Genomic DNA, 22,791 nt, shown 5'->3' with positions numbered 1-22,791 from the left:
TCGAGCATGCCCTCATCGGGCCTTGACTGGTGGATCGCCCTCACGTGGTGCGTGCGATCAACCCGCTAAGCCCGCCGGGGCGGTCGACCGGACGATTTTTGCCGGTCGCGGCTGTTCTGGCACAATGGGCGGCTGTCTACCGCAGGATTTCGGCCCTGCGGCGGTCACACGCGCAGGGCAAAACCGGGCCGAGGCAACCTGCTTCGATCGCTGAATTGCCAGCGTGGCAATCACAGGAGAAGACGTAGCACATGGCTGTAAAGATCAAGCTCGCGCGGCTTGGCAAGATCCGCAATCCCCAGTACCGCATCTCCGTCGCCGACGCGCGGACCCGCCGTCAGGGCCGCGCCATCGAGGTGATCGGCCGCTATCACCCGAAGGAAGACCCCAGCCTCATCGAGATTGACTCGGAGCGGGCCCAGTACTGGCTCAGCGTCGGCGCCCAGCCGACCGAACCGGTTCTTGCACTGCTGAAGATCACCGGTGACTGGCAGAAGTTCAAGGGTCTGCCCGGTGCGGAAGGCACGTTGAAGGTCAAGGAGCCCAAGCCCAGCAAGCTGGACCTGTTCAACGCGGCGCTCGCGGAGGCCGAGGGCGGTCCGAGTACCGAGGCCACCCAGCCCAAGAAGAAGAAGGCGCCCGCAGCCAAAAAGGCCGCGCAGGCCTCCGATAAAGACCCCGACAAGGCGTCTGACGAGTCGGATCAGAAGGCCGTCGAGGCCGAGGCCCAGGCCGATCCGGCGCCCGCCAAGGACCAGTCCGAGCCTCCGGCTGAGGGCGAGGACGCCACCGTCGCCGGCGCCACTGAAAGCTGAGTCAGGCCGTGAGTTCTGTCGTCGTCGACGCGGTCGAACACCTGGTGCGCGGAATCGTCGACAACCCGGACGACGTCCGCGTCGACATGGTGACCAGCCGGCGCGGACGCACCGTCGAGGTTCACGTGCACCCGGATGACCTGGGCAAGGTGATCGGACGCGGTGGGCGCACCGCGACCGCGCTGCGCACGCTGGTCGCCGGAATCGGTGGTCGCGGTATCCGCGTCGACGTGGTGGACACCGACCAGTAACCGGTCAGCATGGACCTCGTGGTCGGGCGCGTCGCCAAAGCGCACGGCATCACCGGTGAAGTGGTGGTGGACGTCCGCACCGACGATCCCGACGCGCGGTTCGCAGCAGGGACGTCGCTGCGCGGGCGCCCCGCCAAGGGCGGCACGGAGCGTGAGTACACGATCGAGTCGGTCCGTCAACACGGTGGCCGTCTGCTGGTCCGGTTCGAGGGCGTCGATGACCGCAATGCCGCCGACGCGCTGCGCGGCACCCTGTTCCTCGTCGATTCGCGACAACTGCCGCCGATCGAGGACCCCGACGAGTACTACGACCATCAACTCGAAGGCCTGCGGGTGCGCACGACGGCCGGCGTCAACGTGGGCACCGTCACCGAGGTGTTGCATACGGCCGCCGGTGAGTTGCTCGCGGTCCACGGTGACGAACGCGAAGTTCTGGTGCCGTTCGTCAGCGCGATCGTGACGTCGGTGTCGTTGGCCGATGAGGTCATCGAAATCGATCCGCCGGAAGGCCTGCTGGAGATCTGACATGCGAATAGACGTCGTCACGATCTTTCCGGCCTACCTCGAACCACTGCGACAGTCGTTGCCCGGCAAGGCTATTGAGTCCGGAATCGTACAGCTCGAGGTACACGACCTGCGGCGCTGGACGCACGATGTTCACCGGTCGGTTGACGACGCACCCTACGGCGGGGGACCGGGCATGCTGATGAAGGCGCCGGTGTGGGGTGAGGCGCTCGACGAGATCTGTTCGACCGAAACGCTTCTGGTGGTGCCGACACCCGCGGGAAGGCGGTTCCGGCAGGCAGACGCGCAGGCCTGGGCGGCCGAGCGACACCTGGTGTTCGCGTGTGGACGTTACGAAGGAATCGATCAGCGCGTCGTTGATGACGCGGCCCGCCGCATGCGCGTCGAGGAGGTGTCGATCGGTGACTACGTGCTACCCGGCGGCGAGTCGGCGGCACTGGTGATGATCGAGGCCCTCGTGCGGTTGCTGCCGGAGGTTCTCGGCAATCCGGCGTCACATCAACAGGATTCACATTCCGAAGGGCTACTCGAGGGCCCCAGTTACACTCGGCCACCCAGCTGGCGAGGCCTCGATGTGCCCGAGATCCTGCTCTCCGGCGACCATGCCAAGGTCGCCGCCTGGCGTCGCGAGCAAGGTTTGAAACGCACCCGCGAGCGTCGACCCGACCTGCTCGACTGAGCGCGTCAGCTGACGACGTCGACCGGTTCCGGACCGACTTCCGACGTCTTGCTACGCGCAAGCTAGATGCGGCCGCCGGGGAACATCGTCTTGACCGCCTGCGTGATCGTGTTGCGGGCAGTGACGTCGTCGGCGGCCTGCATCGATGCGATCGCCATGACGAATCGACGGTCCGCGCCGATCGCCCCGGTGGACCAGTGCACCCAGTTGCCGCCGTTCCAGCAGCAGAACCAGCCCTGCTTGACCGCCACCCGCTCCTCGTAGAGCCCGTCGGGTATGCCGAATCGCTGCGGATAGACACCGCCGGGCACCGTGCCGTCGGGTGCGGTCGGAGTCGACCTCGCCAGGTTCGACACGATGACGTCGGTCTTGTCGGGGGGTAGGCCGCCGCCGCCCGACAGTAGTTCTGAGTAGTACCGCACCAGGTCTGCGGGGGTGCTCAAGGTGTTGAACCAGCGGCCGTTGTACGGCGTGCTCGTCGCGCCCAGGCCATATCGCGCGGTGACCCGCGAAACGATTTCGCTGCCGCCGCCGCGATTCCAGAAGATCTCGGCCGCGCTGTCATCGGATGACCGCAGCATCGCCTCCAACGCCTTGCGGTCCTGCGGCGTGAGCTTGGCCCGTCCCTGCGCTTCCTGCAGCAGCAGGTCGTCGGCGATGAACAGCTTGACCACCGAGGCGATCGGCATCGCCTCGTTGTTGCCGTTGGACACGAAAGTCCCGGTATTGCGGTCGAGCACGGCGATCGCTAGGTCGGCGCCGGCCTCGGCGGCCTGTTCGGTGGCCTGGCGCGTGCGAGCGTCGATGCCTCCGAAGGAGGCGGCGGGTTCGTCGGGCGCGGCTTCGGGCAGCGGCGCTAAGCCTCCCTGCGGCGCGACGACCGTCAGATGCGGGCCGGCCGGATGCGGCGGCTTGCCGTGGACTTTGGCTTCGCAGCCAGCGGCGACCACGATCGCAGCGGCGAAGAATGCGATCGTCTTGACCAGCGGAGACGGCCGCCGTTGCATGACCCTCCTCGATTGGCCCCGATGGGATTTTCCGGGCCCCGCCGCGTTGCTTCGGCCCTGAGCGTCAAGCCTAATCACTGGCTACCCCGGGCGCCTGCTTAGGTAACCTCGGCAAGCGCGGACCAGAGGACTCGGCGCGATTTCGTCCGAGCAGGTCCCATCTGGCACAATTGAGCAGTTGTCTGTGCAGGACCCGGGAACGGCCAGTTCCGCCCGCTGCGAGATACACCCCGATTCACCCGATCAGATCGGCTCGGCAGGCCATGTCACGGCATCCACGTGACAGCAGCGCCCGCAGCCGCCAACCGCAAGGAAGTGTCACCGATGAACACGCTGGACTTCGTCGATCAGACATCACTGCGCGACGACATCCCGGACTTCGGTCCCGGCGACACCGTCAACGTGCACGTCAAGGTCATCGAGGGCTCCAAGGAGCGCATCCAGGTCTTCAAGGGTGTGGTGCTGCGGCGCCAGGGCGGCGGCGTCCGCGAGACGTTCACCGTGCGCAAGGAGAGCTACGGCGTCGGCGTCGAGCGGACCTTCCCGGTGCACTCGCCCAACATCGACCACATCGACGTCGTGACCCGCGGTGACGTACGCCGCGCCAAGCTGTACTACCTGCGCGAGCTGCGCGGCAAGAAAGCCAAGATCAAGGAAAAGCGCTGACCTCCCGGTCGGCCGTCGGCGCCGGAGCCTGATCCTTGGAGCGCGAGCAGCGCGGGGCTGAGCACGGCGCTGGCTACCCTGATGCGGTGACCGGTTCCCCAGAGTCCGACGAATCATCAGCCGAGCACCAACCCGAGACCGCCGCGCCGGACAGCGAGACGGAAAAGCCCAAGAAAAAGGGCGGCGCGTTCCGGGAATTCGCGATCCTCATCTCGATCGCGCTCGTCATCTACTACGTCACGCTGACGTTCGTCGCCCGGCCGTATCTGATTCCGTCGGAGTCGATGGAACCGACCCTGCACGGCTGCCCGGGCTGCACCGGCGACCGGATCATGGTCGACAAGCTGACCTACCGTTTCTCGTCTCCCGAGCCCGGCGACGTCGTCGTCTTCAAGGGCCCCCCGAACTGGAACATCAACTACCGGTCGATCCGCTCGGACAACACCGCGATCCGATGGATGCAGAACGCGCTTTCGGTCGTCGGTTTCGTTCCGCCGGACGAGAACGACCTCGTCAAGCGGATCATCGCGGTGGGCGGCCAGACCGTCGAATGCCGAGCGGCGACCGGCTTGACCGTCGACGGTAAGCGGCTCGAGGAGCCGTATCTGGACCCCGACACCATGCGGGCCGACCCCGCGATCTACCCGTGTCTGGGAAATGAGTTCGGACCCGTCGAGGTGCCCGAGGGCCGGTTGTGGGTGATGGGGGACAACCGCACCCACTCGGCGGATTCCCGCGCGCACTGCACCAACACCCCGGCCGACGCCCAGAAGGGTCTGTTGTGCACGGGTGATCCGACGGCTGGAACCGTCCCGGTGGACAATGTGATCGGAAAGGCGCGGTTCATCGCGTGGCCCCCTTCCCGCTGGGGTGGCGTGGGCAGCGTGAACCCGCAGACGTAACGCCAGACGCAACTAGGAGAGCTGTTCTTGCGGGCGACATGGCCTCCGCGCACTGTGATCCGGAAATCCTCGGGACTGCGCACCTTGGAATCTGCGCTCTATCGCAGTGGCCTCGGACCGGTGGCCGGCGTCGATGAGGTCGGCCGCGGTGCGTGTGCGGGGCCCCTTGTCGTCGCCGCCTGCGTCCTGGGTCCCAATCGGTTGGAGAGCCTCTCGGCCCTCGACGACTCGAAGAAGCTGAACGAAAAGGAGCGCGAGCGCCTTTTCCCTTTGATCCGGCGCTACGCCCTGGCCTACCACGTGGTGTTCATCCCCTCGCATGAGGTCGATCGCCGTGGCGTGCATGTGGCCAACATCGAGGGTATGCGCCGTGCGGTCGCGGGCCTGTCCGTGCGACCCGGCTATGTGCTGTCGGACGGTTTCCGCGTACCTGGGCTGCCGGCGCCCTCACTTCCGGTGGTCGGCGGTGATGCGGCCGCGGCGTGCATCGCGGCGGCCAGCGTGCTGGCCAAGGTCAGCCGTGACCGCTTGATGGTGAAGATGGAGGCCGAACACCCTGGTTACGGTTTTGCCCTCCACAAGGGCTACAGCACACCCGCGCACAGCGCAGCGCTGGCCGAGCTCGGGCCCTGTAGTCAACACCGGCACTCGTTCATCAACGTCCGTCGGGTGGCCACGGCCGGAGGAATCAGGGTGGTGACCGAACTGGTTGACTCCTGCCAAGTGGGTCCACCGGATCAATGCGACGAAGCGGGGTAGGGGACAATGGGAGCCAACAAGGGGGCAGCGACCAAGATGAAGGACAGCTGAGCCGATGAGTGCCGAAGATCTCGAGAAATATGAAACCGAGATGGAGCTCTCGCTCTACCGCGAATACAAGGACATCGTCGGCCAGTTCAGTTACGTGGTGGAAACCGAGCGGAGGTTCTACCTCGCCAACAGCGTCGAATTGGTACCGCGCAATGCCGACGGAGAGGTCTACTTCGAGCTGCGGCTGTCCGATGCCTGGGTGTGGGACATGTACCGGCCCGCCCGCTTCGTCAAGCAGGTGCGGGTGATCACTTTCAAAGACGTCAATATCGAAGAGGTCGAAAAGCCTGAATTGCGGCTGCCGGAATAGTCGGAGAGTGCCGATGGCCCAAGGCACTGACGCTTGCGCCAGTCAGTAGTCACCCGGAACGCCAACGCCATTGGGCATGTCGGAACTTGCCGCAGGCGTTTCCAAGACCGACCGTCTCTATTCTCATAAAGATTGCCAATTGGCTTCGCGGGGGAGCGTCGCACGGCAGGATTGGGTGGCGCCGACGACGACGCTGTTGTATCCGTCGACTAACGGTTGCCGTTCAACAGTGCCTGTGATGGGCCTAATCCTTGTTCCGAGCTCCCCTGTCGTCGATATGGATGACAAGGTGTTCGCTCGCGTCACGGCCACGAGACAGATAACACCGAATTGTCCCATCTTTACCGGTTGAACTGCGCTGAACTGTGTGACATTCTTGTGCAGCAAACATTTATCAGCCTTCTGGCTGATTGAAGGAGGATCTGCGACCAAGAATTTCCGCTTGATAACGGGAGCGATTGACCCAAAGATATGTTCCGGCGTAAAGTCCTGCACCGTCCTGGATCGCACACTGGGGGGGAAGCGGGCTTGTCATACCGACCGACGGGGTGCGGTGCGGGACACCTCGGGTATGAGCGCGGGAGCGATCGGTGATGCGCTATCTGCTGCGCCCACTCGTCGGATTGGCCTCGATCGTCGGGGTCGTGGCGGTGTTCGCGTTGGCGGCGAGCCTGTTTCGGGGTGACTTCGCCGATACCGTTCCGGTGACGGTGATCTCGCAGCGCGCCGGCCTGGTCATGAATCCGGATGCCAAGGTCCAAGTCCGCGGCGTCCAGGTGGGCCGCGTCGCATCGATCGAATCACTTCCCAGCGGTGAGGCGGCGCTGCATCTGGCTATGGATCCCTCACGCCTCGACGCCGTTCCGGCCAACGCACTGGTCGACATCGCGTCACCGACGGTCTTCGGCGCCAAGCAAGTGCAATTCGTCTTCCCCGACGATCCGTCACCGCAATCGCTGCGCGCGGGTCAGGTGATCGAGGCTCAGCATGTCATGGTCGAGGTGAACACCGTGTTCGAGCAGCTGACCTCGGTGCTGTCCACGATCGAGCCGGCGAAGCTGAATGCCACCCTCGGTGCGATCGCGCAGGCCGTTTCCGGCCGGGGGCAGAAGTTCGGCCAGATGCTCTCGGACCTCGATTCGTACCTCGCGACGCTGGAACCCAGCCTGCCCGCGCTGAACCGCGACCTGGAACTGGCTCCGGGCGTGCTGCGCGCATATGCCGACGCGACAGGGGATTTCGTGTCGATCGCTGACAACGCGGCAAGCATCAGCGAATCCATCGTCGACAAACAGGACGACCTCGACGCGGCGCTCGTCAGCGTGATCGGGCTGGCCGACGTCGGCAACGAGGTGATCGGTCACAACCGTCAATCGCTGACGGACGTCGCGCGGCTATTGGTCCCGACCACGGCATTGACCAACGAGTACAACCAGGCGCTGTGGTGTGCGCTGGCCGGCATTGTCGAGGCGTCGCACCTCCCACCGTTGAAAGCGCCGGGCGTCGAGGTGCTGGCCGGCTTCCTGTGGGCCCAGGAGCGGTACCGCTACCCCCTGGATCTGCCCAAGGCCGGTGCCGAGGGCGGTCCGCAGTGCACCGGACTGCCGAAGCTGCCGTTTGAGACCGTCGCCCCGTATGTCGTGGCCGATACCGGAACCAATCCGTGGCGACGCACCTACCCGGGCATCATCCTCAACGCCGACATCATCAAGCAGATCATGTTTCCCGACACCGAAACCGCTGGGCCGCCCCGCAATACAGCACAGATCGGGATGCCCGGATGAGGCGCTCGCTGCGGCCGACCCTGATCAAGTTCGGGCTCTTCGCCCTCGTGATGACGTTGCTGACCGCGTCGCTGTTCTTCATCTTCGGTCAGTACCAGACCGGCAGCACCAAGGATTACACGGCGGTGTTCGCCGACGCCTCCCGGCTGAAGACCGGACAGTCCGTGCGGGTCGCCGGGATGCGGGTCGGAACGGTCAACGGTGTCAAACTCCGTCCGGACAAGACGGTGTTGGTCAGCTTCGACGCCGACCCAAATGTGCGCATGACCACCGGTACACGGGCGGCGGTCCGGTACCTGAACCTGGTCGGCGACCGATACCTGGAACTGATCGAGGGACCGGACGGAACGCCGCTTGCGCCCGGTTCTGAGATCCCCTCGGAGCGGACGCAGGGCGCACTCGACCTCGACCTCCTGCTCGGCGGGCTCAAACCCGTTATCCGGGGGCTGAATCCAGAAGATGTGAACGCGCTGTCGGCGTCCCTCATCCAGATCTTCCAGGGGCAGGGCGGCACCTTGCAGTCTCTGCTGAACAACACCTCCGGGTTCACCACGGCGCTTGCCGAGCACAACCAGACGATTCAGGCGCTGATCGACAATCTCCGCACGCTGCTTGTCACCCTGAATCGGGAGGGCGACAAGTTTTCGGGGACGATCGACCGCTTGGAGAAGCTCGTCACGGAGCTGGCAGCGGAACGTGACCCGATCGGCACCGCGATCGAGTCGCTGAACAATGGATCGGCGTCGGTGGCCGATCTCCTCAGCGATGCGCGCGCACCGCTGGCGGGCACCGTCGACGAACTCGCCCGGCTGGCCACCAATCTCGACTTCCAGAAGGACCGGATCGACACGAGCCTGCAGAAGGCGCCGGAGAACTATCGCAAACTGATCCGGACCGGGTCGTACGGCAGCTTCTTCAATTACTACATCTGCGAGCTGAAGTGGCGCGTGACCGACCTGCAAGGCCGCACCGCCGTCTTCCCATGGATCAAGCAGGAAAACGGGAGGTGCACCGAACCCTGATGCTGAAATACCGTGGCAGGCAACTCATCCGCGCCGGGATCCTCGGCGTGGTGCTGATCATCCTCGTCATCGCCGTCGGGCTCGCTCCGGAACGACTGGTGTCATGGGCGACCGCGGTGCGGTATCAGGCGCAGTTCACCGACGCCGGGGGGCTGGCAGCGGGCAACGACGTGACGATCTCGGGCATCAAGGTGGGTACCGTCTCCAGAGTTGCGCTCCAAGGACGCAACGCATTGGTGACGATGGTGGTCGACGGCTCGGTAGCGCTGGGATCGGACACCACCGCACACATCCGGACCGGAACCCTGCTCGGTGAGCGGGTCGTCACCCTGGAATCCAAGGGCGAGGGGTCGCTGCACCCGATGGATGTAATCCCCGTGTCGCGCACCGCATCCCCGTATTCGTTGACCGAGGCGGTCAGCGAGCTGACGAGCAATACCGCGGGCATCGACACCGCATCGTTGAACCAGTCGTTGGACACCTTGTCCGCGACCCTGGACCAGGTTGCACCGCAGCTGGGCCCGGCATTCGACGGGTTGACCCGGGTGTCCAAGGCGATCAACGACCGTGACGAAACGCTGGGGGACCTGCTCGAGAACGGCGCCGACGTCACCGAGATCCTGTCGGACCGCAGCCAGCAGGTGAACACGCTGATCCTCAACGCCAACGACCTTGTGTCGGTGCTGTCGGCGCGGCGCTACGCCATCGTCGAACTGCTCGCGCACACCTCGGCGCTGTCCCAGCAGCTGTCCGGCCTCATCGCCGACAACGAGAAGGAGCTCGCCCCCACGTTGGAGAAGCTCAACGGCGTCACCGAGATCCTGGAGCGCAACCGCGACAACATCGCCAAGGCGCTTCCCGGGCTGGCGAAGTTCCAGATCACGTTGGGTGAGACGATCGGTAACGGCCCGTACTACCAGGCCTACATCCCCAACATCTTCTTCGCCGAGATCTTCCAGCCGTTCTTCGATTACGCGTTCGGGTTCCGGCGCGGGGTCAACGCCGGCCAGCCGCCCGACAACGCCGGACCGCGCGCCGAGCTTCCGTTCCCCTACAACGGAATTCCGATGCCCCACGAGCAGTGGGGGCCGGGCCGATGAACAGCGCCTGGGTGAAGCGTGCACTCGCGGTCGCACTCGCGGTGGTGCTCGTTGGCGGGGTCGTGGTCGTGATCCGGCAGACCGTGTTCCGGCCCACGACCATCACCGCCCAGTTCACCACGGCCACCGCCATCTACCCCGGTGACGAGGTGAGAATCGCCGGGGTCAAGGTGGGTTCGATCGAGTCGATCAAACCGCTCGGCACCCAGGCGGAGATGAGGCTGGCCCTCGACCATGGCATCAAGGTGCCCGCTGACGCGAAGGCGGTGATCGTCGCCCAGAACCTGGTCTCGGCGCGATACGTTCAGCTGACGCCCGCCTACGAATCCGGACCCGCGATGGCCGACGGCGCCGTGATCCCGTTGGACCGCACAGCGGTTCCGGTCGAATGGAACGAGGTCAAAGAGCAGCTGATGCGCCTGGCGACGGACCTCGGCCCCGCCGAGGGCATGTCGACCGGTTCAGTCGGCAGGTTCATCGACAGCGCGGCCAACGCGCTCGACGGCAACGGCGACAAACTGCGTCAAACGCTTGCGCAGCTCTCCGGAGTCGGTCGCATACTCGCCGACGGAAGCGGCAACATCGTCGACACCATCAACCACCTGCAGGCGTTCGTCTCCGCGTTGCGCGACAGTAACGAGCAGATCGTGCAGTTCCAGGACAGGTTCGCGACGTTGACAAGCGTGGTCGACGACAGCCGATCCGATCTCGACGCCGCATTGAGGAATCTGTCCGACGTCGTCGGCGAGACGACCCGGTTCATCCGGGGTACGCGCGACCAGACCGCCGAACAGATCCAGCGACTGGCAAACGTCACGCAGAACCTCGTCGACAACCGCATGGCGCTGGAAAATGTCCTGCACATCGCGCCGCACTCGATCGCCAACGCGGTCAACATGTTCGATCCGCGCACCGGGGCCGCCAGCGGCGTGTTCGTGCTCAACAACCTGTCGAATCCGGTGTGGGCGTTCTGCGGCATGATCGGAGCGCTGCAGAACGTCACCTCGCCGACCACCGGCAAGCTGTGCTCGCAGTACCTCGGGCCCGGCCTGCGCACAGCGAGCATCAACAATGTGCCGTTCCCGTTCAGCCTGTTCCTGACGTCGAACCCGCCGCCGTACATGCTGCGGTATTCGGAACCGGAGTTGATGCCCGGTGCGGGTGGGCCCCCCGACGATCAGCCTGAGCCCCCACCCGCGGTGTCGGCCTACACGGGAATCGGCGACATACCGCCGCCTCCGGGATGGGGAGCACCACCGCCACCGCCTGGCATCCCGCCCGCACCAGTCGCTGCACCCGCATCACCCGGTCCGGCGAGCCTGCAGGACATGCTGCTGCCCGCCGAGCAGCCCGACCCGCAGGCACCGCCGGCATTGCCGGCGGGGGCGCATCCGGTTCCGCACGTCGGAGAACCGTCATGATCGGCCGTCGTACCGTGGCCACAGGGCTGACCCTGCTGCTGACGCTCACCGGGTGCTCGTTCCAAGGGGTGAATTCGTTGCCGCTGCCGGGGGCGGTGGGCCGGGGGCCGGACGCCAGCGTCTACCACGTCGAGCTCGCGAACGTCGGGACGCTGGAATCGAATTCGCCGGTGATGGTCGACGATGTGGTGGTCGGCAGTGTGGGCAGGATGACGTTGCACGGCTGGCACATCGACCTCGAGATCTCCGTCAAACCCGACGTCGCGGTGCCCGCCAACGCCGTTGCCACGGTCGGCCAGACCAGTCTCCTGGGCTCCATGCACGTGGCGCTGGACCCGCCGCCGGGTCAGAAGCCGACCGGCAGGCTTCGTCCGGGCGCCACGATCGGTCTCGACAAGACGTCGACCTACCCGTCGACGGAACAGACGCTGTCGTCACTGGCGGCGGTGGTCAACGGTGGGGGACTCGGCCAGATCGGTGACATCATCGCCAATTTCAACACCGCGCTGTCGGGGCGACAGGGAACCGTGCGCGACCTGATCGCCCGACTGGACACCTTCGTCGGGACCCTGTACCAACAGCGCGACAACATCATCGCGACCATCGACGAGCTGAACAGGTTCTCGCAACGGCTGGGTGATGAACAGCGGGTGCTCACCCGCGCGCTCGACAAGATCCCGCCCGCGCTCGACGTCCTGATCCGCGAACGGCCCAACTTCACCACCGCACTGAACCGGTTGGGGCAGTTCAGCGATACGGTCTCCGGGCTGATCAACGACACTCAAGCCGACCTCGTCACGAATCTGCAGAACCTGGAGCCGACGTTGCGCGCACTCGCCGACGTGGGCGCAGAGATCGGCACGGCGCTGGCCTCTCTGCCGACGTTCCCGTTGAGCCAGAACCTGATCGACCGCGGGGTGCGCGGTGATTACGTGAATCTGTTCGTCACGGTGGACTGGACGAACGCGCGGCTCAAGCGTGGATTGCTGCTCGGTACCGCGCTCGGGCAGAATCGCGCATCGTTGATTCCCGCGCCGGGTGATCCCGGGTACGACTCGTACTACACCAAATTCCCTCTGGGCGTGGGCACCTCGCCGCCCTTCGGCCCGATCCCGAATACTGCACCCGCCCCATGGGAGCCGGGCGGTGGTGGCTGATGTTGCCGCGGATGGTGCGCATCCAGCTCGTGATCTTCTCGATCGCGTCGATCATCGGTGTGGTCGCGATGGTGTTCGCCTACATGCAGGTGCCCACCCTGCTGGGCATCGGGAAGATCACCGTCACACTGGAGTTGCCCTCGTCCGGCGGGCTCTACCGATTCGCCAACGTCACCTATCGCGGCGTGCAGGTAGGCAAGGTCACCGAGATGGACGTAACCCGCACGCGGGCCACCGCGACGCTCCGCCTCGACACGTCACCGAAGATTCCGGCCGATCTACAGGCCGAAGTGCGCAGCGTCTCCGCCGTCGGCGAACAGTACGTCGAACTACTCCCGCGCACCGACTCCGCACCGTACCTGGAAGACGGCTCGGTGATCTCGATGGCCGACACCACGATCCCGCAACCGGTGAGCCCGATGCTGGAGCAGGTGAACACCCTGATCGCGAGCATCCCCACAGGCCGGCTGACCGAGTTGATCGACGAATCGTACAAAGCGTTCAGTGGGGCCGGTTTCGACATGGGTTCGCTGGTGGATTCATCGGCCACGCTCTCGGAAGCCCTGAACGAGGACGCGTCCCGCTCCGCGAGGTTGGCCGAAGATTCGGTGCCGCTTCTGGATTCGCAGGCCCGCTCGACCGACGCGCTGCGCCTGTGGGCACGGAGCCTTGCGGGCATCACCGGACAGGTCGTCGCCGACGACCCGCAGATCCGCACACTGTTGGAGGAGGCCCCCGCAGCGGCGAACGAGGTCTCCGGGCTGCTCGCGCGGGTCAAGCCGACCCTGCCGGTGCTGTTGGCCAACATGATCACCATCGGTCAGGTGGCAGTGACCTATCGGCCGTCGCTGGAGCAGGTGCTTGTGCTGTTACCGCCGTTCGTGGCCAACGTGCAGTCGTCGGCTCCCCAGAACAATCCCACAGGTATCGCCCTGGGTGACTTCCGTATTCAGATGGCGGACCCCAACCCGTGCACCGTCGGCTTCCTTCCGCCCTCGCAATGGCGGAGCCCGGACGATCAGACCACGATCGACACGCCGGACGGGATCTACTGCAAGCTGCCGCAGGACTCGCCGATCGTCGTGCGGGGCGCACGCAACGCGCCGTGCATGGGGGTTCCCGGGAAGCGGGCGCCCACCGTCGAGCAGTGCTACAGCGACAAACCCTACGAACCGCTGGCGATGCGTCAGCACACTGTGGGGGCGTATCCGATCGACCCGAACCTCATCTCACAGGGTGTGCCGCCCGACGACCGGGTCACGGCTGACGAGAACCTTTTCGCCCCGCTCGAAGGCACGCCGCTTCCGCCCGGCGCGATGCCGCGGGGTCCACTGCCGCCGATCCCGCCTCCGCCGCCGGCGTCCGGCGCACAGATGCCGTCCTTGCCGCCGAACGCGATACCGCCCCTGGTGTCGCAGCAGGTGGACCAGCAGGGGGTGGCGCCTGACCCGCCGGCGGTGACTCCACACAGCGCGCCGCCGCAGGGCCCGCCGCCGTCGGGGGCGGCGCCCGCGACGCCGAGTTCGGTTACCACCGGTCCTACGGAGGGACCGTCCGTCGCCATCGCGCACTACGACCCCCAGACGGGTCGGTATGCGACGCCGGACGGAAACGTCGGTCGCCAAACCGATCTCGTGCAGAGCCCGAAGTCATGGCAGGAGTTGGTCTACGAGGGAGGGGCGCAATGATCCGGGCGTTGACGATCGCGGCGACGATCATTGCCGCGATCCACTTCGCGCCGCACGCACAGGCGCAGAACGAGGTCGCGATCAACGGCGTCTTCACCGCGTTCTCCGACGGCCGATGGGCGACGACCAACGACTCGCGGCACGACGAGGCCAGCGTCACGCAGACCTGGACCATCACCTCGACGTGTACGACGTATCAGGACTGCACCGGGCGGGTCGACAGCGACCAGGGCTGGAGTGCGGAAGCGGTGTACATGAGCGGCCGGTGGAAGGTCAGCAGGACCGTCCCGGACTGGGAACCCTGCATCGACGGTACCGCCTACCCGGGCAAGCAGGCGTGGGTGTTCTGGCTCGGCTACCCGCCGGACCCCAACAAGTACGTCGGGTGGGACAAGACCGAAGGGCCCAGCGGCGCCTGCGGATTCAACAAGGTGCTTGATATCGAGATGCCGTTCACGCTGACCCGCGTGGGTTGAATGCGTGCCGAGGGATCGTCAGCGGCAGGTCGACCGAACTGAGCAGACCCGGTTGTGCCGCAACGACGTACGGGATCGCGTTGATGACACGCATCGCCGTCGCGACCATCGCTCCGGCGCCTGAGGTCATGCTTTCGATCGCCGCATCCTTGCGGTCGCGGACGGTCGCCGCCATCGTGCATTCGATGTCGGGCTGGCCGGTGATGACGATGCGGTAGCCGAGCGCGTCCGGCAGTCTCGGCCACTCGGGGGCCACGTCGGGGGCCAAGCGGGTGACATGTTCGATCACGATCGCCTCCCGCCCGTCGACGATGCCGATTGCCTGCATGCGCAGGGCGCCGCACGTGCCCGCCTCGACGGTGCCCATCGCCACCTCGAGCGTCCGCTCCGTCACCGCGCGGTCGAACGTCTCGCGGACCTCCTGCACCTCGACGCCCAGGGCCTCGGCGACCATGCGGATCTGCCCCTGCCATTCGCCGGCGATGGCGCCGGGAAACGAAATCCACGGCTGGTAGTCGAGCGGCCGCCCGAATCCCAAAGCGTCGCTCATGATGTCGGGAACGCCGTAGTCGTCATAGAGACCGATCTCGTAGGCGTGGATCTTCTCAATCTGCGAGGACTGTGTGCTCAACACCAGCGGTAGGTAGTCGGCGACGAATCCCGGTTCGATACCCGAGGCGTACAAGGAGACCCGGCCCTCCTTGGCCGCCGCGGCCAGTTGGTCGCGCCACTCGGCCGGTTCGTAGGCGTGCGGGTTGACCAGGTGGGTGGTGCTGGTGGTCACCACGTTGATGCCGGAGCTGAGCAGCTTCACGTAGTCCGGGATGGCGAGCGCATCGCGTTCGGGCCCGCTGGCCGCGTAGACGACGCAGTCGGGTTTCAGCGCGATCAGCGCGTCCGCATCGGTGGTGGTGGCCAACCCGATCGGTTGTCCGTTGGCGAGTTCACCGGCGTCCTTACCGTCCTTGTCGGGGGAGTGCACCCAGACCCCGACGAGATCCAGGTCGGGCCGCTGGGAGATCGCGCGGATCGCGATGGACCCGATCCCGCCGGTCGACCAGACCACGACGCGGTGCTTGTCTCCGGACATCGATCCTCCTCGGAGAGCGCGACATGGCGACAGAGCCAGCGCTGACAATAGCATCCACTATTAATGGAAACCAGAACAAAAATTAGGTTAGAGTCAGACGTCGTGAATCCTTCGGCCTTGCTGCGGCGCTGATGTTCACGCTCCGTTTCGACATGCGCGCGCCCGCGGCCGGCGCGCCCACCACCGAGCTGTATGCGGCCGCTCTGCAGATGTGCGAGTGGGCCGAGACGCGCGGCGCGGTGGTCGTCGTACTCTCCGAACATCACGGAACCGAGGACGGCCCCCTGCCGTCGCCGCACCTATTGGCGTCCGCGATTGCCGCGCGAACCACCCGCCTGGCCATTTTGTTGGCCGCCGTGCCCATCACCTTCTGGGACCCCGTGCGCCTGGCCGAGAACATCGCCGTCCTCGACATCATCAGTCGCGGCCGCGTCTCCTATGCGTTCGGCATCGGCCACCGCGCCGAAGAGTACGAGCATTTCGGTGTGGACACACGCAGGCGGGGCGCCGTAGCCGATGAGTCACTGGGGCTGCTGCGGCGACTGCTGACCGGGGAGTCGGTCGATATCGACGGGCGCCGCGTTCAGGTGACGCCGCCTCCTGCTTCTCCCGGCGGGCCATACATGTTGATCGCCGGAGGCAGCAAGGCCGCCGCCCGGCGCGCCGCGCGGCACGGGCTGGGCTTCATCTCCCAGATCGCCTCGGACGAGTTGAAACAGTTCTACGAAACCGAGTGTCGCAACAACGGATTCGAACCCGGCCTCATGCAATTCCCCGCCGAGGGGGCACCGACGACCGTCTTCGTCGCCGACGATGTGGATCGCGCATGGCGCGAGCTGGGACCGCACCTGCTGCACGACGCGGTGATGGCCGCCTCCTACCGGCACGGCGACGATTCGGTGGCGAGTATCTCGACGGCGCAGACCGTGTCCGAGCTACGGGAGGCCGGTGGGCCCTACCGCATCTTCACATCCGAGGAGGCCGCCGAGTACGCCCAGAGCGGCAGACCGCTACCGCTGCTTCCCCTGTGCGGCGGCCTACCGCCAGATCTGGCTTGGCCCTATCTCGAGCGCGCCGCACAGGTGAGCGCGTCAACCTGAGACAGGAGGATTCGTGACAACGCCGCTGAGAACCGTGGTCTGGGCGACGGGCGGAGTCGGGTCAATCGCCATCGACGCGATCCGCAGCCGACCGGACCTCGAGCTGGTGGGGGTGTGGGTGCACTCCGAGGACAAGATCGGCAAGGACGCCGGGGAGCTGGCCGGTGGCGAGCCGATCGGGGTGAGCGCAACCAGCGACGCCGACGCGTTGGTCGCGCTGCAGCCAGACTGCGTCGTGTATGCCGCGAGCGGGCCCGAACGCGATGCGGGAGCGGTGCCCGATTACCTGAAACTCCTCGAAGCCGGGATCAACGTCGTGTCGACGTCGTCGACGACGCTGGTCTATCCGCCCGCCTACTACTCACCCGAGTGGCGCGACCAGATGGAACAGGCGGCGAAGAAAGGCGGCGCATCGTTCTACGCCTCGGGGATCTTTCCCGGCTTCGGCTCCGATCAACTCGCATTGGTCCTTGCCACGCAGTCGAAGCGGATTCGGTGCCTGACCGTCACCGAGGTCGCGCTCAACGACCACTACCCGGTCGCCGACGTGATGATGAACGGCATGGGCTTCGGCCATCCGCTCGATTTCGAACCTCTTCTGAAGACACCGGGATTCATCGAAATGGCCTGGCGGGCACCGATCCACCTGATCGCGGCGGGTCTAGGCGTCGAGGTCGAGGAAGTCCGCGGGACCCTCGACCGTCGCGTGACGGAACGCGACATCGAGGTGGCGTTCGGCACGATCAAGGCCGGGACGTGCGGAGCGGTGAGCACCCGTGCCGCGGGCGTGGTCAACGGCAGGGAAGCCATCGTCGTCCAGCACATCATCCGGATGGCGCGTGATGTGGCGCCGGACTGGCTGTCCTCGGAGTTCGACGCCACCTACCGCGTCGACATCGACGGTGATCCCGACATTCACTGCGCGATGAACGTCGGCGCCGCCGAGGGCCACGGTGCGGGGCACGCCGCGATGGCCGCCACGGCGATGCGTGTGGTCAACGCGATTCCCTATGTCGTGGCGGCACCCGCCGGTCTGTTGAGCTCGCTTGACCTGCCGAACACGTTGCCCCGGCACGCTTTCGGGTGATCATCGGTGTTCTCGATACGCTTCGACATGCGCGCGCCGAGCTTCGGTGCGCCGACGACGGACCTGTACGCGGCGGCGATCGACATGTCGGCGTGGGCCGAGCAACACGGTTGTGTGGCGGCGATCCTGTGCGAGCACCACGGCTCCGAAGACGGGTATCTGCCTGCGCCCCTGATCTTGGCATCGGCGATCGCGGCCCGCACCGAGCGGTTGTTGCTCAACGTGGTGCTGATCCTGCCGTTCTACGATCCTGTCCGGTTGGCCGAAGACATTGCGGTGCTCGACATTCTGTGCAACGGCCGGGCATCGTACGTGTTCGGGCTGGGTTACCGGCCCGAGGAGTTCGAACACTTCGGACTCGAGCGGTCGCGCCGGGGCGCGTTGGCTGACGAGAACCTCGCGCTGCTGAGGTCGCTGCTGAGCGGCCGACCCACCGTTCACGACAACCGTCGAATCATGGTGTCACCGCCGCCGTCCACACCCGGCGGGCCCACGATGATGTGGGGCGGTGCGAGCCTTGCGGCGGCGCGGCGGGCCGGCCGTTATGGTCTGGGACTTCTGGCCAATGGCAGCGTGCCCGGCATGCGGGAGGCGTATGAGACCGCGTCGCGAGAGCACGGGCACGAGCCCGGCGGCGTGTTGTTGCCGCCACCCGACACCCCGACGGTGACCTTCGTTGCCGACGACGTCGACGCCGCGTGGGACGAAATCGGCGCGTACCTGCTACACGATGCCCGGATGTATGCGCAGTGGAACCCAGGCAACCGCGCCTCCGCGGGGATCTCGGCCGCGCACGATGTGGAAGAGCTGCGTAACGCCTACACCTCGCACCGGATCATCGGCACCACCGAGGCGATCGAAATCGTGTCAGGTGGTGGGCTCCTCAACCTCTCACCGCTGTGCGGCGGTATTCCATCTGAGATCGCTTGGCCATACCTGAGGCGTGCCGGCGACGTGATCGCGAACCTGACCATGACAAAAGGGAGCAACCAATGACCGACACGAACACCGTCGACCTGTACTACGACCCGTTCGATTTCGACATCGACGACGATCCGTACCCGATCTGGAAGCGGATGCGCGACGAGGCGCCGCTGTACTACAACGAGAAGTACAACTTCTACGCGCTGAGCCGCTACGACGATGTCGCCAAGGGCCTGCACGACTGGGAGACATACCGTTCTGGCAAGGGCACCACGATGGACGTCATCATGAGCGGTGTCGACGTCCCGCCCGGGGTGATTCTGTTCGAGGATCCGCCGCTTCACGATATTCACCGACGGGTGCTGTCGAAGGTCTTCACACCGCGCCGGATGGAGGCCATCGAAGACCTGGTGCGCCAGTTCTGCGTGCGCGCGCTCGACTCCCTCGCGGGCGCCTCCCGTTTCGACGTGATCGGTGAGTTCGGGGCACTGATCCCGATGCGGACGATCGGCTACCTGCTGGGCATACCCGAGCAGGGCCAGCAGCAGATCCGCGACAACACCGACGCGTCGATTGGCCTGAAAGAGGGTAGTTTTCAGGCGGTTTCGGCTGCGACGTTCGAGAACGCCTATCAGCTGTTCGCCGACTACATCGAATGGCGGGCCGAGCATCCGTCGGACGATCTGATGACGCAGTTGCTCAACGCCGAGGTCGAGGACGATGGCCGGCTGCGGCCGTTGTCGCGCATCGAGGTGCTGACCTACACATCCATGATCGCCGGCGCCGGTAACGAGACGACGACCAGGCTGATCGGTTTCATCGCCCAGATGCTCGCCGAGCACCCCGATCAGCGACGCGAACTCGTCGACGATTTCTCGTTGATCCCGAAGGCGATCGAGGAGGTGTTGCGCTATCAGGCGCCGTCGCCGGTACAGGCCCGATATGTCGCTCGGGACACCGAGGCTTACGGGCAGACGATTGCCGAGGGTTCGGTGATGTTGTTGCTCAACGGTTCTGCCAACCGGGACGAGCGGCGTTATCCCGATGGCGAGAGTTTCGACATCCATCGCGGCGGGTCACACCTGTCGTTCGGACAGGGGTTGCACTTCTGCCTCGGCTCGTCGCTGGCCAGGATGCAGGCCAGGGTCGCGCTCGAGGAGATGCTGCGCCGGTGGCCCGAGTGGGAGGTCGACTACGCCGACGCCGCCATGGCTCACACCTCCAGCGTGCGAGGGTGGGGCAAGCTGCCGATCACCGTCGGCTGACGCGGCCACTGGGGTTGCGAGCGCGCATCGTTGTACGGTTCGGAGCCCCAAGGCGTACCAGGGTGAGCGCTCGCGCAGAGTTGCGCCCGTCAGACCGAGCGGGTAGTGACTCCGCGCAGCAGGGTGTCGCGCACATGGATTTGCGACGCCCGGGGGCCCAGATCGTGGAGGAGGTTCTCCGGGATCCACGACACCCCGATGACGACGCGTGCCAGCGTCTCGTTCGACGGTGCGTCGACCGCGATCTCACCGGACCGAATCCCGGCGGTGAGTAGGGATTTCATCTGGCGAACGCGTTTGGTGAACAGCCATGCGATGTTCGGAGTGTCCGGAGGGGACTGCCGCATCCATGCCAGCTGGATCCGGAACTCGTCGCCGAAGTGGGCGAGGGCGTTGGTGTGGATCCAGCTCAGCGCATCGAGCTTCTCGACGGCCGACGAGTCGGACCGCAGCACGCTGGTCCATCCCACCTCGGCGACCTTCTCGCCGAACGACTGCATGATCGAGGCCAGTAGTTCCTCTTTCGACCCGATCAGGCGGTACACCGTTCCGGTGCCGAGGCCCGCAGCCGATGCGATGTCTCGGATCGTGGTGACCTCGTACCCTTTTCGCCCGAACTCGGCTCGTGCGACCGCGCGCACGTGTGCGGCTTTGTCGTTGGTCGCGTTCTCCTCCTCCTCGATCCACGACTTCACGGCGTCGTCGGCGGCGATGAACGCGGGGGAGCGATCGAGTTCGGCGTCGCTGAGCGGGACGGTGGCGAGCCCTTCCAGCAGGATCCGGCACAGCGTGGCCGCGACCTTGTCGGCGCCGGCGCTGTGCCGAATGACGTCGAGTCCGACCTGGCGCATCGACTGCACGATCCGGTCGGCCAGGATGGGCAAGTCGACGTCGGGTCGCAGATAACCACTCCACCGCGCGGCACGCAGCGTCTGCACCATCGCTTCGAGGATCTTGGCCGGGCGCTGCTGGGCCAGCGCGGCCAGTTCGGGGTTCGAGGTCGGTGTTTCGTAGAACGTCATCTGCAGTGCGGCGCTGTGGGTCACCGCGCACTGGGCGATCGCGGCGCCCAGCTCCACGATCCGGTCGAACGCGGACAGCGGTGCGGGATCGTCGAGCCGATTGAGGGCTTGGTCGGCGATGCGATCGAGATCCTCGTGGTAGCGCCGAAGCAACTCGACGAGGATCGCTTCCTTGGATTCGAAATGGTGATAGAGGCTGCCCGGCAGGATGCCTGCGGCGTCGGCGATCTCCTGAAGAGACGTCCGCAGCCCAGACGTGGCGATCAACGACGCCGCTGTCTGCAGGATCTCGGTCCGCCGGGTGCCGTCGTCATAGGAGTGGCCTGCGTGCTTCGCGAGGTCGGCCTTCGGCGTCACACGACGCCCCACAGCACCTCCAACGCCAGGCTCCCGTCCACCTGTTTGGTCGAACCGACCCAAAGTTTGGTTAACGCTACCAGAACCGCGCCAGTGCACAGTGTCGCTCGAGGTGAAAGCGGGGATTGCGGTATCGCTCGGTCACGAGCTGGACGGGGAGCGAACGGGGTTCAGCGGGCGCTCGTAGGAGATGTCGGTGCGGTCGTGTGCGACGCTGAGGATATCGGCGAGAAATCCCATGGTCTCGTCGGTGATCAGCGTCGTCCCTTCGGTGTGCCATTCCACGACGCACACCCGTGCGGCGATGGCCCACCGGCCGTCGCGGCGCTCGAGCCGGTCGATGTAGCGGCCTCCGTTGACGGTCAGATGGTTCGCCGGGGCGCGGTCGGTGCCGACGAACAGATAGTAGGTTTCGGCGTGGGCCTGATCGCCCGCGATGTCCGCGGTGTGGTTCACCAGGTAGTGCTGGTAGCGGGTCTGCGTCTCGTGGTACGCGAATGCCCAATCGATGAATTGGTCGACGGGGCCGACGAACCCGATGTGCTCGTCGATGGCGCCGTCGTGGTAGGCCGAACGCACCAATTCGCGGTCGCGTCGATCCATCCCGCGCGCGTACCGCTGCATACAGTCGAAGATGTCCGCGCGGTCGCACAGTTCCTGCAGTCTCTCGTTCACAGCGCTGTCCCCTCCCAGGTGTCCACGGCGACCACCTCGGAGAGCGGTCGTCGTTCCGCCGGGCGGAACCTGACGCCGGGTCGCAGCCGGCCGACCGGAAGCAGGCAGCCCTGTACGTAACTTTCCGGAATGTCGAGCAGCTCGCGCACCGCTTCTTCGTAAGTCAGATGCAACGTCGTCACGCACGTTCCGTAGCCGCGCGTGTGAAGTGCGAGCGCGAAGTTCCAGACAGCGGGGAAAATCGAACCGTACAGCGTGGCCTGGTAGAAGGACTCGTCGCCGTCGGCGCGTGGCAGATACGGTTCGTAGCAGGGGATTACGAGAAGCGGGACCTTCGCCATGTTCTCGACAAGCCACTCGGTCGAGGACATGATCTTCTTGCCGGGTGTGTCGGGAGGCAGCAGGTCGGCGATCAACTGGCCGCCGACTTTCTGCAGATAGGCATTCCGATAGAGTTCGGCCAGCCGGGCACGGAGCCTCTCGTCGAAAACGGCCACCCATCGCCAACTCTGTTGATTCGAGCCGTTGGGGGCGTGCATCCCGATCCGAAGACACTCTCCGACCACATCGCGATCCACGGGGGCGTCGAGGTCGAGTGACTTTCGCGCCGACCTGGTCGTCGTGAGGAGTTGCTCGATATCGATTGGGGGCTCCTTGT

24 protein-coding genes are annotated in these 22,791 nt (G+C 65.7%); 19 read left to right on the top strand and 5 right to left on the bottom strand.

Going from position 1 to position 22,791, the window contains the following annotated elements:
- The first annotated feature begins 251 nt into the window (after positions 1–251).
- Genes rpsP through trmD form a run of 4 tightly spaced genes read left to right on the top strand, consistent with a single transcriptional unit; the run spans position 252 to position 2,270 of the window.
- Complete coding sequence (gene rpsP / locus AU198_RS24140; RefSeq protein ID WP_064351105.1) at positions 252–815, top strand: 30S ribosomal protein S16; 564 nt, start codon at positions 252–254, stop codon at positions 813–815.
- Between the two features lie 8 nt (positions 816–823).
- Positions 824–1,066: an RNA-binding protein gene (locus AU198_RS24135; protein WP_003881089.1), complete on the top strand. Its 243-nt coding sequence runs from the start codon at positions 824–826 to the stop codon at positions 1,064–1,066.
- A 9-nt stretch (positions 1,067–1,075) separates the two neighbouring features.
- Positions 1,076–1,591 (top strand): ribosome maturation factor RimM, encoded by a 516-nt coding sequence (rimM, locus tag AU198_RS24130; protein WP_064351104.1) that lies wholly within the window; start codon positions 1,076–1,078, stop codon positions 1,589–1,591.
- A 1-nt stretch (position 1,592) separates the two neighbouring features.
- Positions 1,593–2,270, top strand: a complete 678-nt coding sequence (gene trmD, locus AU198_RS24125) for a tRNA (guanosine(37)-N1)-methyltransferase TrmD (protein WP_064351103.1) — start codon at positions 1,593–1,595, stop codon at positions 2,268–2,270.
- 62 nt (positions 2,271–2,332) lie between these two features.
- Here trmD and AU198_RS24120 read toward each other — a convergent pair whose 3' ends face one another.
- The gene (locus tag AU198_RS24120) at positions 2,333–3,277 is read right to left on the bottom strand and encodes a serine hydrolase (RefSeq protein WP_064351102.1); all 945 of its coding nucleotides are present in this window, start codon (positions 3,275–3,277) and stop codon (positions 2,333–2,335) included.
- A 324-nt stretch (positions 3,278–3,601) separates the two neighbouring features.
- Here AU198_RS24120 and rplS point away from each other — a divergent pair, with 324 nt between their 5' ends.
- From rplS to AU198_RS24065, 11 genes are all read left to right on the top strand, one after another.
- The gene (gene rplS, locus AU198_RS24115) at positions 3,602–3,943 is read left to right on the top strand and encodes a 50S ribosomal protein L19 (protein WP_064351209.1); all 342 of its coding nucleotides are present in this window, start codon (positions 3,602–3,604) and stop codon (positions 3,941–3,943) included.
- Positions 3,944–4,029: 86 nt separating this feature from the next.
- Complete coding sequence (gene lepB / locus AU198_RS24110; protein WP_064351101.1) at positions 4,030–4,845, top strand: signal peptidase I; 816 nt, start codon at positions 4,030–4,032, stop codon at positions 4,843–4,845.
- 27 nt (positions 4,846–4,872) lie between these two features.
- Complete coding sequence (locus AU198_RS24105) at positions 4,873–5,604, top strand: ribonuclease HII (protein ID WP_064351100.1); 732 nt, start codon at positions 4,873–4,875, stop codon at positions 5,602–5,604.
- Between the two features lie 55 nt (positions 5,605–5,659).
- Positions 5,660–5,965, top strand: a complete 306-nt coding sequence (locus AU198_RS24100; protein WP_064351099.1) for a DUF2469 domain-containing protein — start codon at positions 5,660–5,662, stop codon at positions 5,963–5,965.
- A gap of 593 nt (positions 5,966–6,558) precedes the next feature.
- Positions 6,559–7,749, top strand: a complete 1,191-nt coding sequence (locus AU198_RS24095; protein ID WP_064351098.1) for an MCE family protein — start codon at positions 6,559–6,561, stop codon at positions 7,747–7,749.
- Complete coding sequence (locus tag AU198_RS24090; protein ID WP_064351097.1) at positions 7,746–8,771, top strand: MCE family protein; 1,026 nt, start codon at positions 7,746–7,748, stop codon at positions 8,769–8,771. Before AU198_RS24095 ends, AU198_RS24090 begins: the two co-directional genes overlap by 4 nt.
- Positions 8,771–9,871, top strand: a complete 1,101-nt coding sequence (locus AU198_RS24085; protein WP_064351096.1) for an MCE family protein — start codon at positions 8,771–8,773, stop codon at positions 9,869–9,871. The genes AU198_RS24090 and AU198_RS24085 overlap by 1 nt, the downstream gene beginning before the upstream one ends.
- A complete protein-coding gene (locus AU198_RS24080; RefSeq protein WP_064351208.1) occupies positions 9,868–11,292 on the top strand; it encodes an MCE family protein in 1,425 nt (474 codons plus the stop codon). Before AU198_RS24085 ends, AU198_RS24080 begins: the two co-directional genes overlap by 4 nt.
- Positions 11,289–12,449 carry an MCE family protein gene (locus AU198_RS24075; RefSeq protein ID WP_064351095.1) on the top strand — a complete coding sequence of 387 codons (1,161 nt, stop codon included), beginning with the start codon at positions 11,289–11,291 and terminating at the stop codon, positions 12,447–12,449. Before AU198_RS24080 ends, AU198_RS24075 begins: the two co-directional genes overlap by 4 nt.
- Positions 12,449–14,137, top strand: a complete 1,689-nt coding sequence (locus tag AU198_RS24070; RefSeq protein WP_064351207.1) for an MCE family protein — start codon at positions 12,449–12,451, stop codon at positions 14,135–14,137. Before AU198_RS24075 ends, AU198_RS24070 begins: the two co-directional genes overlap by 1 nt.
- Positions 14,134–14,613 (top strand): Rv2253/PknI dimerization domain-containing protein, encoded by a 480-nt coding sequence (locus AU198_RS24065; protein ID WP_064351094.1) that lies wholly within the window; start codon positions 14,134–14,136, stop codon positions 14,611–14,613. Before AU198_RS24070 ends, AU198_RS24065 begins: the two co-directional genes overlap by 4 nt.
- On the opposite strand, the gene AU198_RS24060 is transcribed toward AU198_RS24065, so the two are convergent.
- The gene (locus tag AU198_RS24060; RefSeq protein ID WP_064351093.1) at positions 14,591–15,703 is read right to left on the bottom strand and encodes an NAD(P)H-dependent amine dehydrogenase family protein; all 1,113 of its coding nucleotides are present in this window, start codon (positions 15,701–15,703) and stop codon (positions 14,591–14,593) included. The two genes, AU198_RS24065 and AU198_RS24060, sit on opposite strands and share 23 nt — an antisense overlap.
- A 131-nt stretch (positions 15,704–15,834) precedes the next feature.
- Here AU198_RS24060 and AU198_RS24055 point away from each other — a divergent pair, with 131 nt between their 5' ends.
- Genes AU198_RS24055 through AU198_RS24040 form a run of 4 tightly spaced genes read left to right on the top strand, consistent with a single transcriptional unit; the run spans position 15,835 to position 20,079 of the window.
- Positions 15,835–16,803, top strand: coding sequence for an LLM class flavin-dependent oxidoreductase (locus AU198_RS24055; protein WP_064351092.1), 969 nt, complete (start codon positions 15,835–15,837; stop codon positions 16,801–16,803).
- Positions 16,804–16,816: 13 nt separating this feature from the next.
- Positions 16,817–17,890: an NAD(P)H-dependent amine dehydrogenase family protein gene (locus AU198_RS24050; RefSeq protein WP_064351091.1), complete on the top strand. Its 1,074-nt coding sequence runs from the start codon at positions 16,817–16,819 to the stop codon at positions 17,888–17,890.
- A gap of 6 nt (positions 17,891–17,896) precedes the next feature.
- The gene (locus AU198_RS24045; RefSeq protein WP_064351090.1) at positions 17,897–18,886 is read left to right on the top strand and encodes an LLM class flavin-dependent oxidoreductase; all 990 of its coding nucleotides are present in this window, start codon (positions 17,897–17,899) and stop codon (positions 18,884–18,886) included.
- A complete protein-coding gene (locus AU198_RS24040) occupies positions 18,883–20,079 on the top strand; it encodes a cytochrome P450 (RefSeq protein ID WP_064351089.1) in 1,197 nt (398 codons plus the stop codon). Before AU198_RS24045 ends, AU198_RS24040 begins: the two co-directional genes overlap by 4 nt.
- Before the next feature lie 89 nt (positions 20,080–20,168).
- On the opposite strand, the gene AU198_RS24035 is transcribed toward AU198_RS24040, so the two are convergent.
- The 3 genes from AU198_RS24035 to AU198_RS24025 form a co-directional block, all read right to left on the bottom strand.
- Positions 20,169–21,458 carry a TetR/AcrR family transcriptional regulator gene (locus tag AU198_RS24035; RefSeq protein WP_231744769.1) on the bottom strand — a complete coding sequence of 430 codons (1,290 nt, stop codon included), beginning with the start codon at positions 21,456–21,458 and terminating at the stop codon, positions 20,169–20,171.
- A gap of 141 nt (positions 21,459–21,599) precedes the next feature.
- Positions 21,600–22,133, bottom strand: a complete 534-nt coding sequence (locus AU198_RS24030; protein ID WP_231744768.1) for a nuclear transport factor 2 family protein — start codon at positions 22,131–22,133, stop codon at positions 21,600–21,602.
- Complete coding sequence (locus tag AU198_RS24025) at positions 22,130–22,777, bottom strand: nitroreductase family protein (RefSeq protein ID WP_064351205.1); 648 nt, start codon at positions 22,775–22,777, stop codon at positions 22,130–22,132. The genes AU198_RS24030 and AU198_RS24025 overlap by 4 nt, the downstream gene beginning before the upstream one ends.
- Between the last annotated feature and the right edge of the window lie 14 nt (positions 22,778–22,791).

Origin of the sequence: Mycobacterium sp. GA-1199, from assembly GCF_001500045.1 — a bacterium.
Classification (GTDB): Bacteria; Actinomycetota; Actinomycetes; order Mycobacteriales; family Mycobacteriaceae; genus Mycobacterium.
Note: the sequence above shows the minus strand (reverse complement) of the source record. Positions and strands in the feature narration are given on the sequence as shown.

What these genes read in the sequence shown, in the direction of transcription:
- AU198_RS24120 (WP_064351102.1), bottom strand. Translation starts at nt 3,277, where the DNA reads ATGCAACGGCGGCCGTCTCCGCTGGTCAAGACGATCGCATTCTTCGCC.
- AU198_RS24095 (WP_064351098.1), top strand. Translation starts at nt 6,559, where the DNA reads ATGCGCTATCTGCTGCGCCCACTCGTCGGATTGGCCTCGATCGTCGGG.
- AU198_RS24065 (WP_064351094.1), top strand. Translation starts at nt 14,134, where the DNA reads ATGATCCGGGCGTTGACGATCGCGGCGACGATCATTGCCGCGATCCAC.
- AU198_RS24080 (WP_064351208.1), top strand. Translation starts at nt 9,868, where the DNA reads ATGAACAGCGCCTGGGTGAAGCGTGCACTCGCGGTCGCACTCGCGGTG.
- trmD (WP_064351103.1), top strand. Translation starts at nt 1,593, where the DNA reads ATGCGAATAGACGTCGTCACGATCTTTCCGGCCTACCTCGAACCACTG.
- AU198_RS24090 (WP_064351097.1), top strand. Translation starts at nt 7,746, where the DNA reads ATGAGGCGCTCGCTGCGGCCGACCCTGATCAAGTTCGGGCTCTTCGCC.
- AU198_RS24100 (WP_064351099.1), top strand. Translation starts at nt 5,660, where the DNA reads ATGAGTGCCGAAGATCTCGAGAAATATGAAACCGAGATGGAGCTCTCG.
- rpsP (WP_064351105.1), top strand. Translation starts at nt 252, where the DNA reads ATGGCTGTAAAGATCAAGCTCGCGCGGCTTGGCAAGATCCGCAATCCC.
- rimM (WP_064351104.1), top strand. Translation starts at nt 1,076, where the DNA reads ATGGACCTCGTGGTCGGGCGCGTCGCCAAAGCGCACGGCATCACCGGT.
- AU198_RS24070 (WP_064351207.1), top strand. Translation starts at nt 12,449, where the DNA reads ATGTTGCCGCGGATGGTGCGCATCCAGCTCGTGATCTTCTCGATCGCG.
- AU198_RS24075 (WP_064351095.1), top strand. Translation starts at nt 11,289, where the DNA reads ATGATCGGCCGTCGTACCGTGGCCACAGGGCTGACCCTGCTGCTGACG.
- AU198_RS24040 (WP_064351089.1), top strand. Translation starts at nt 18,883, where the DNA reads ATGACCGACACGAACACCGTCGACCTGTACTACGACCCGTTCGATTTC.
- rplS (WP_064351209.1), top strand. Translation starts at nt 3,602, where the DNA reads ATGAACACGCTGGACTTCGTCGATCAGACATCACTGCGCGACGACATC.
- AU198_RS24085 (WP_064351096.1), top strand. Translation starts at nt 8,771, where the DNA reads ATGCTGAAATACCGTGGCAGGCAACTCATCCGCGCCGGGATCCTCGGC.
- AU198_RS24055 (WP_064351092.1), top strand. Translation starts at nt 15,835, where the DNA reads ATGTTCACGCTCCGTTTCGACATGCGCGCGCCCGCGGCCGGCGCGCCC.
- AU198_RS24060 (WP_064351093.1), bottom strand. Translation starts at nt 15,703, where the DNA reads ATGTCCGGAGACAAGCACCGCGTCGTGGTCTGGTCGACCGGCGGGATC.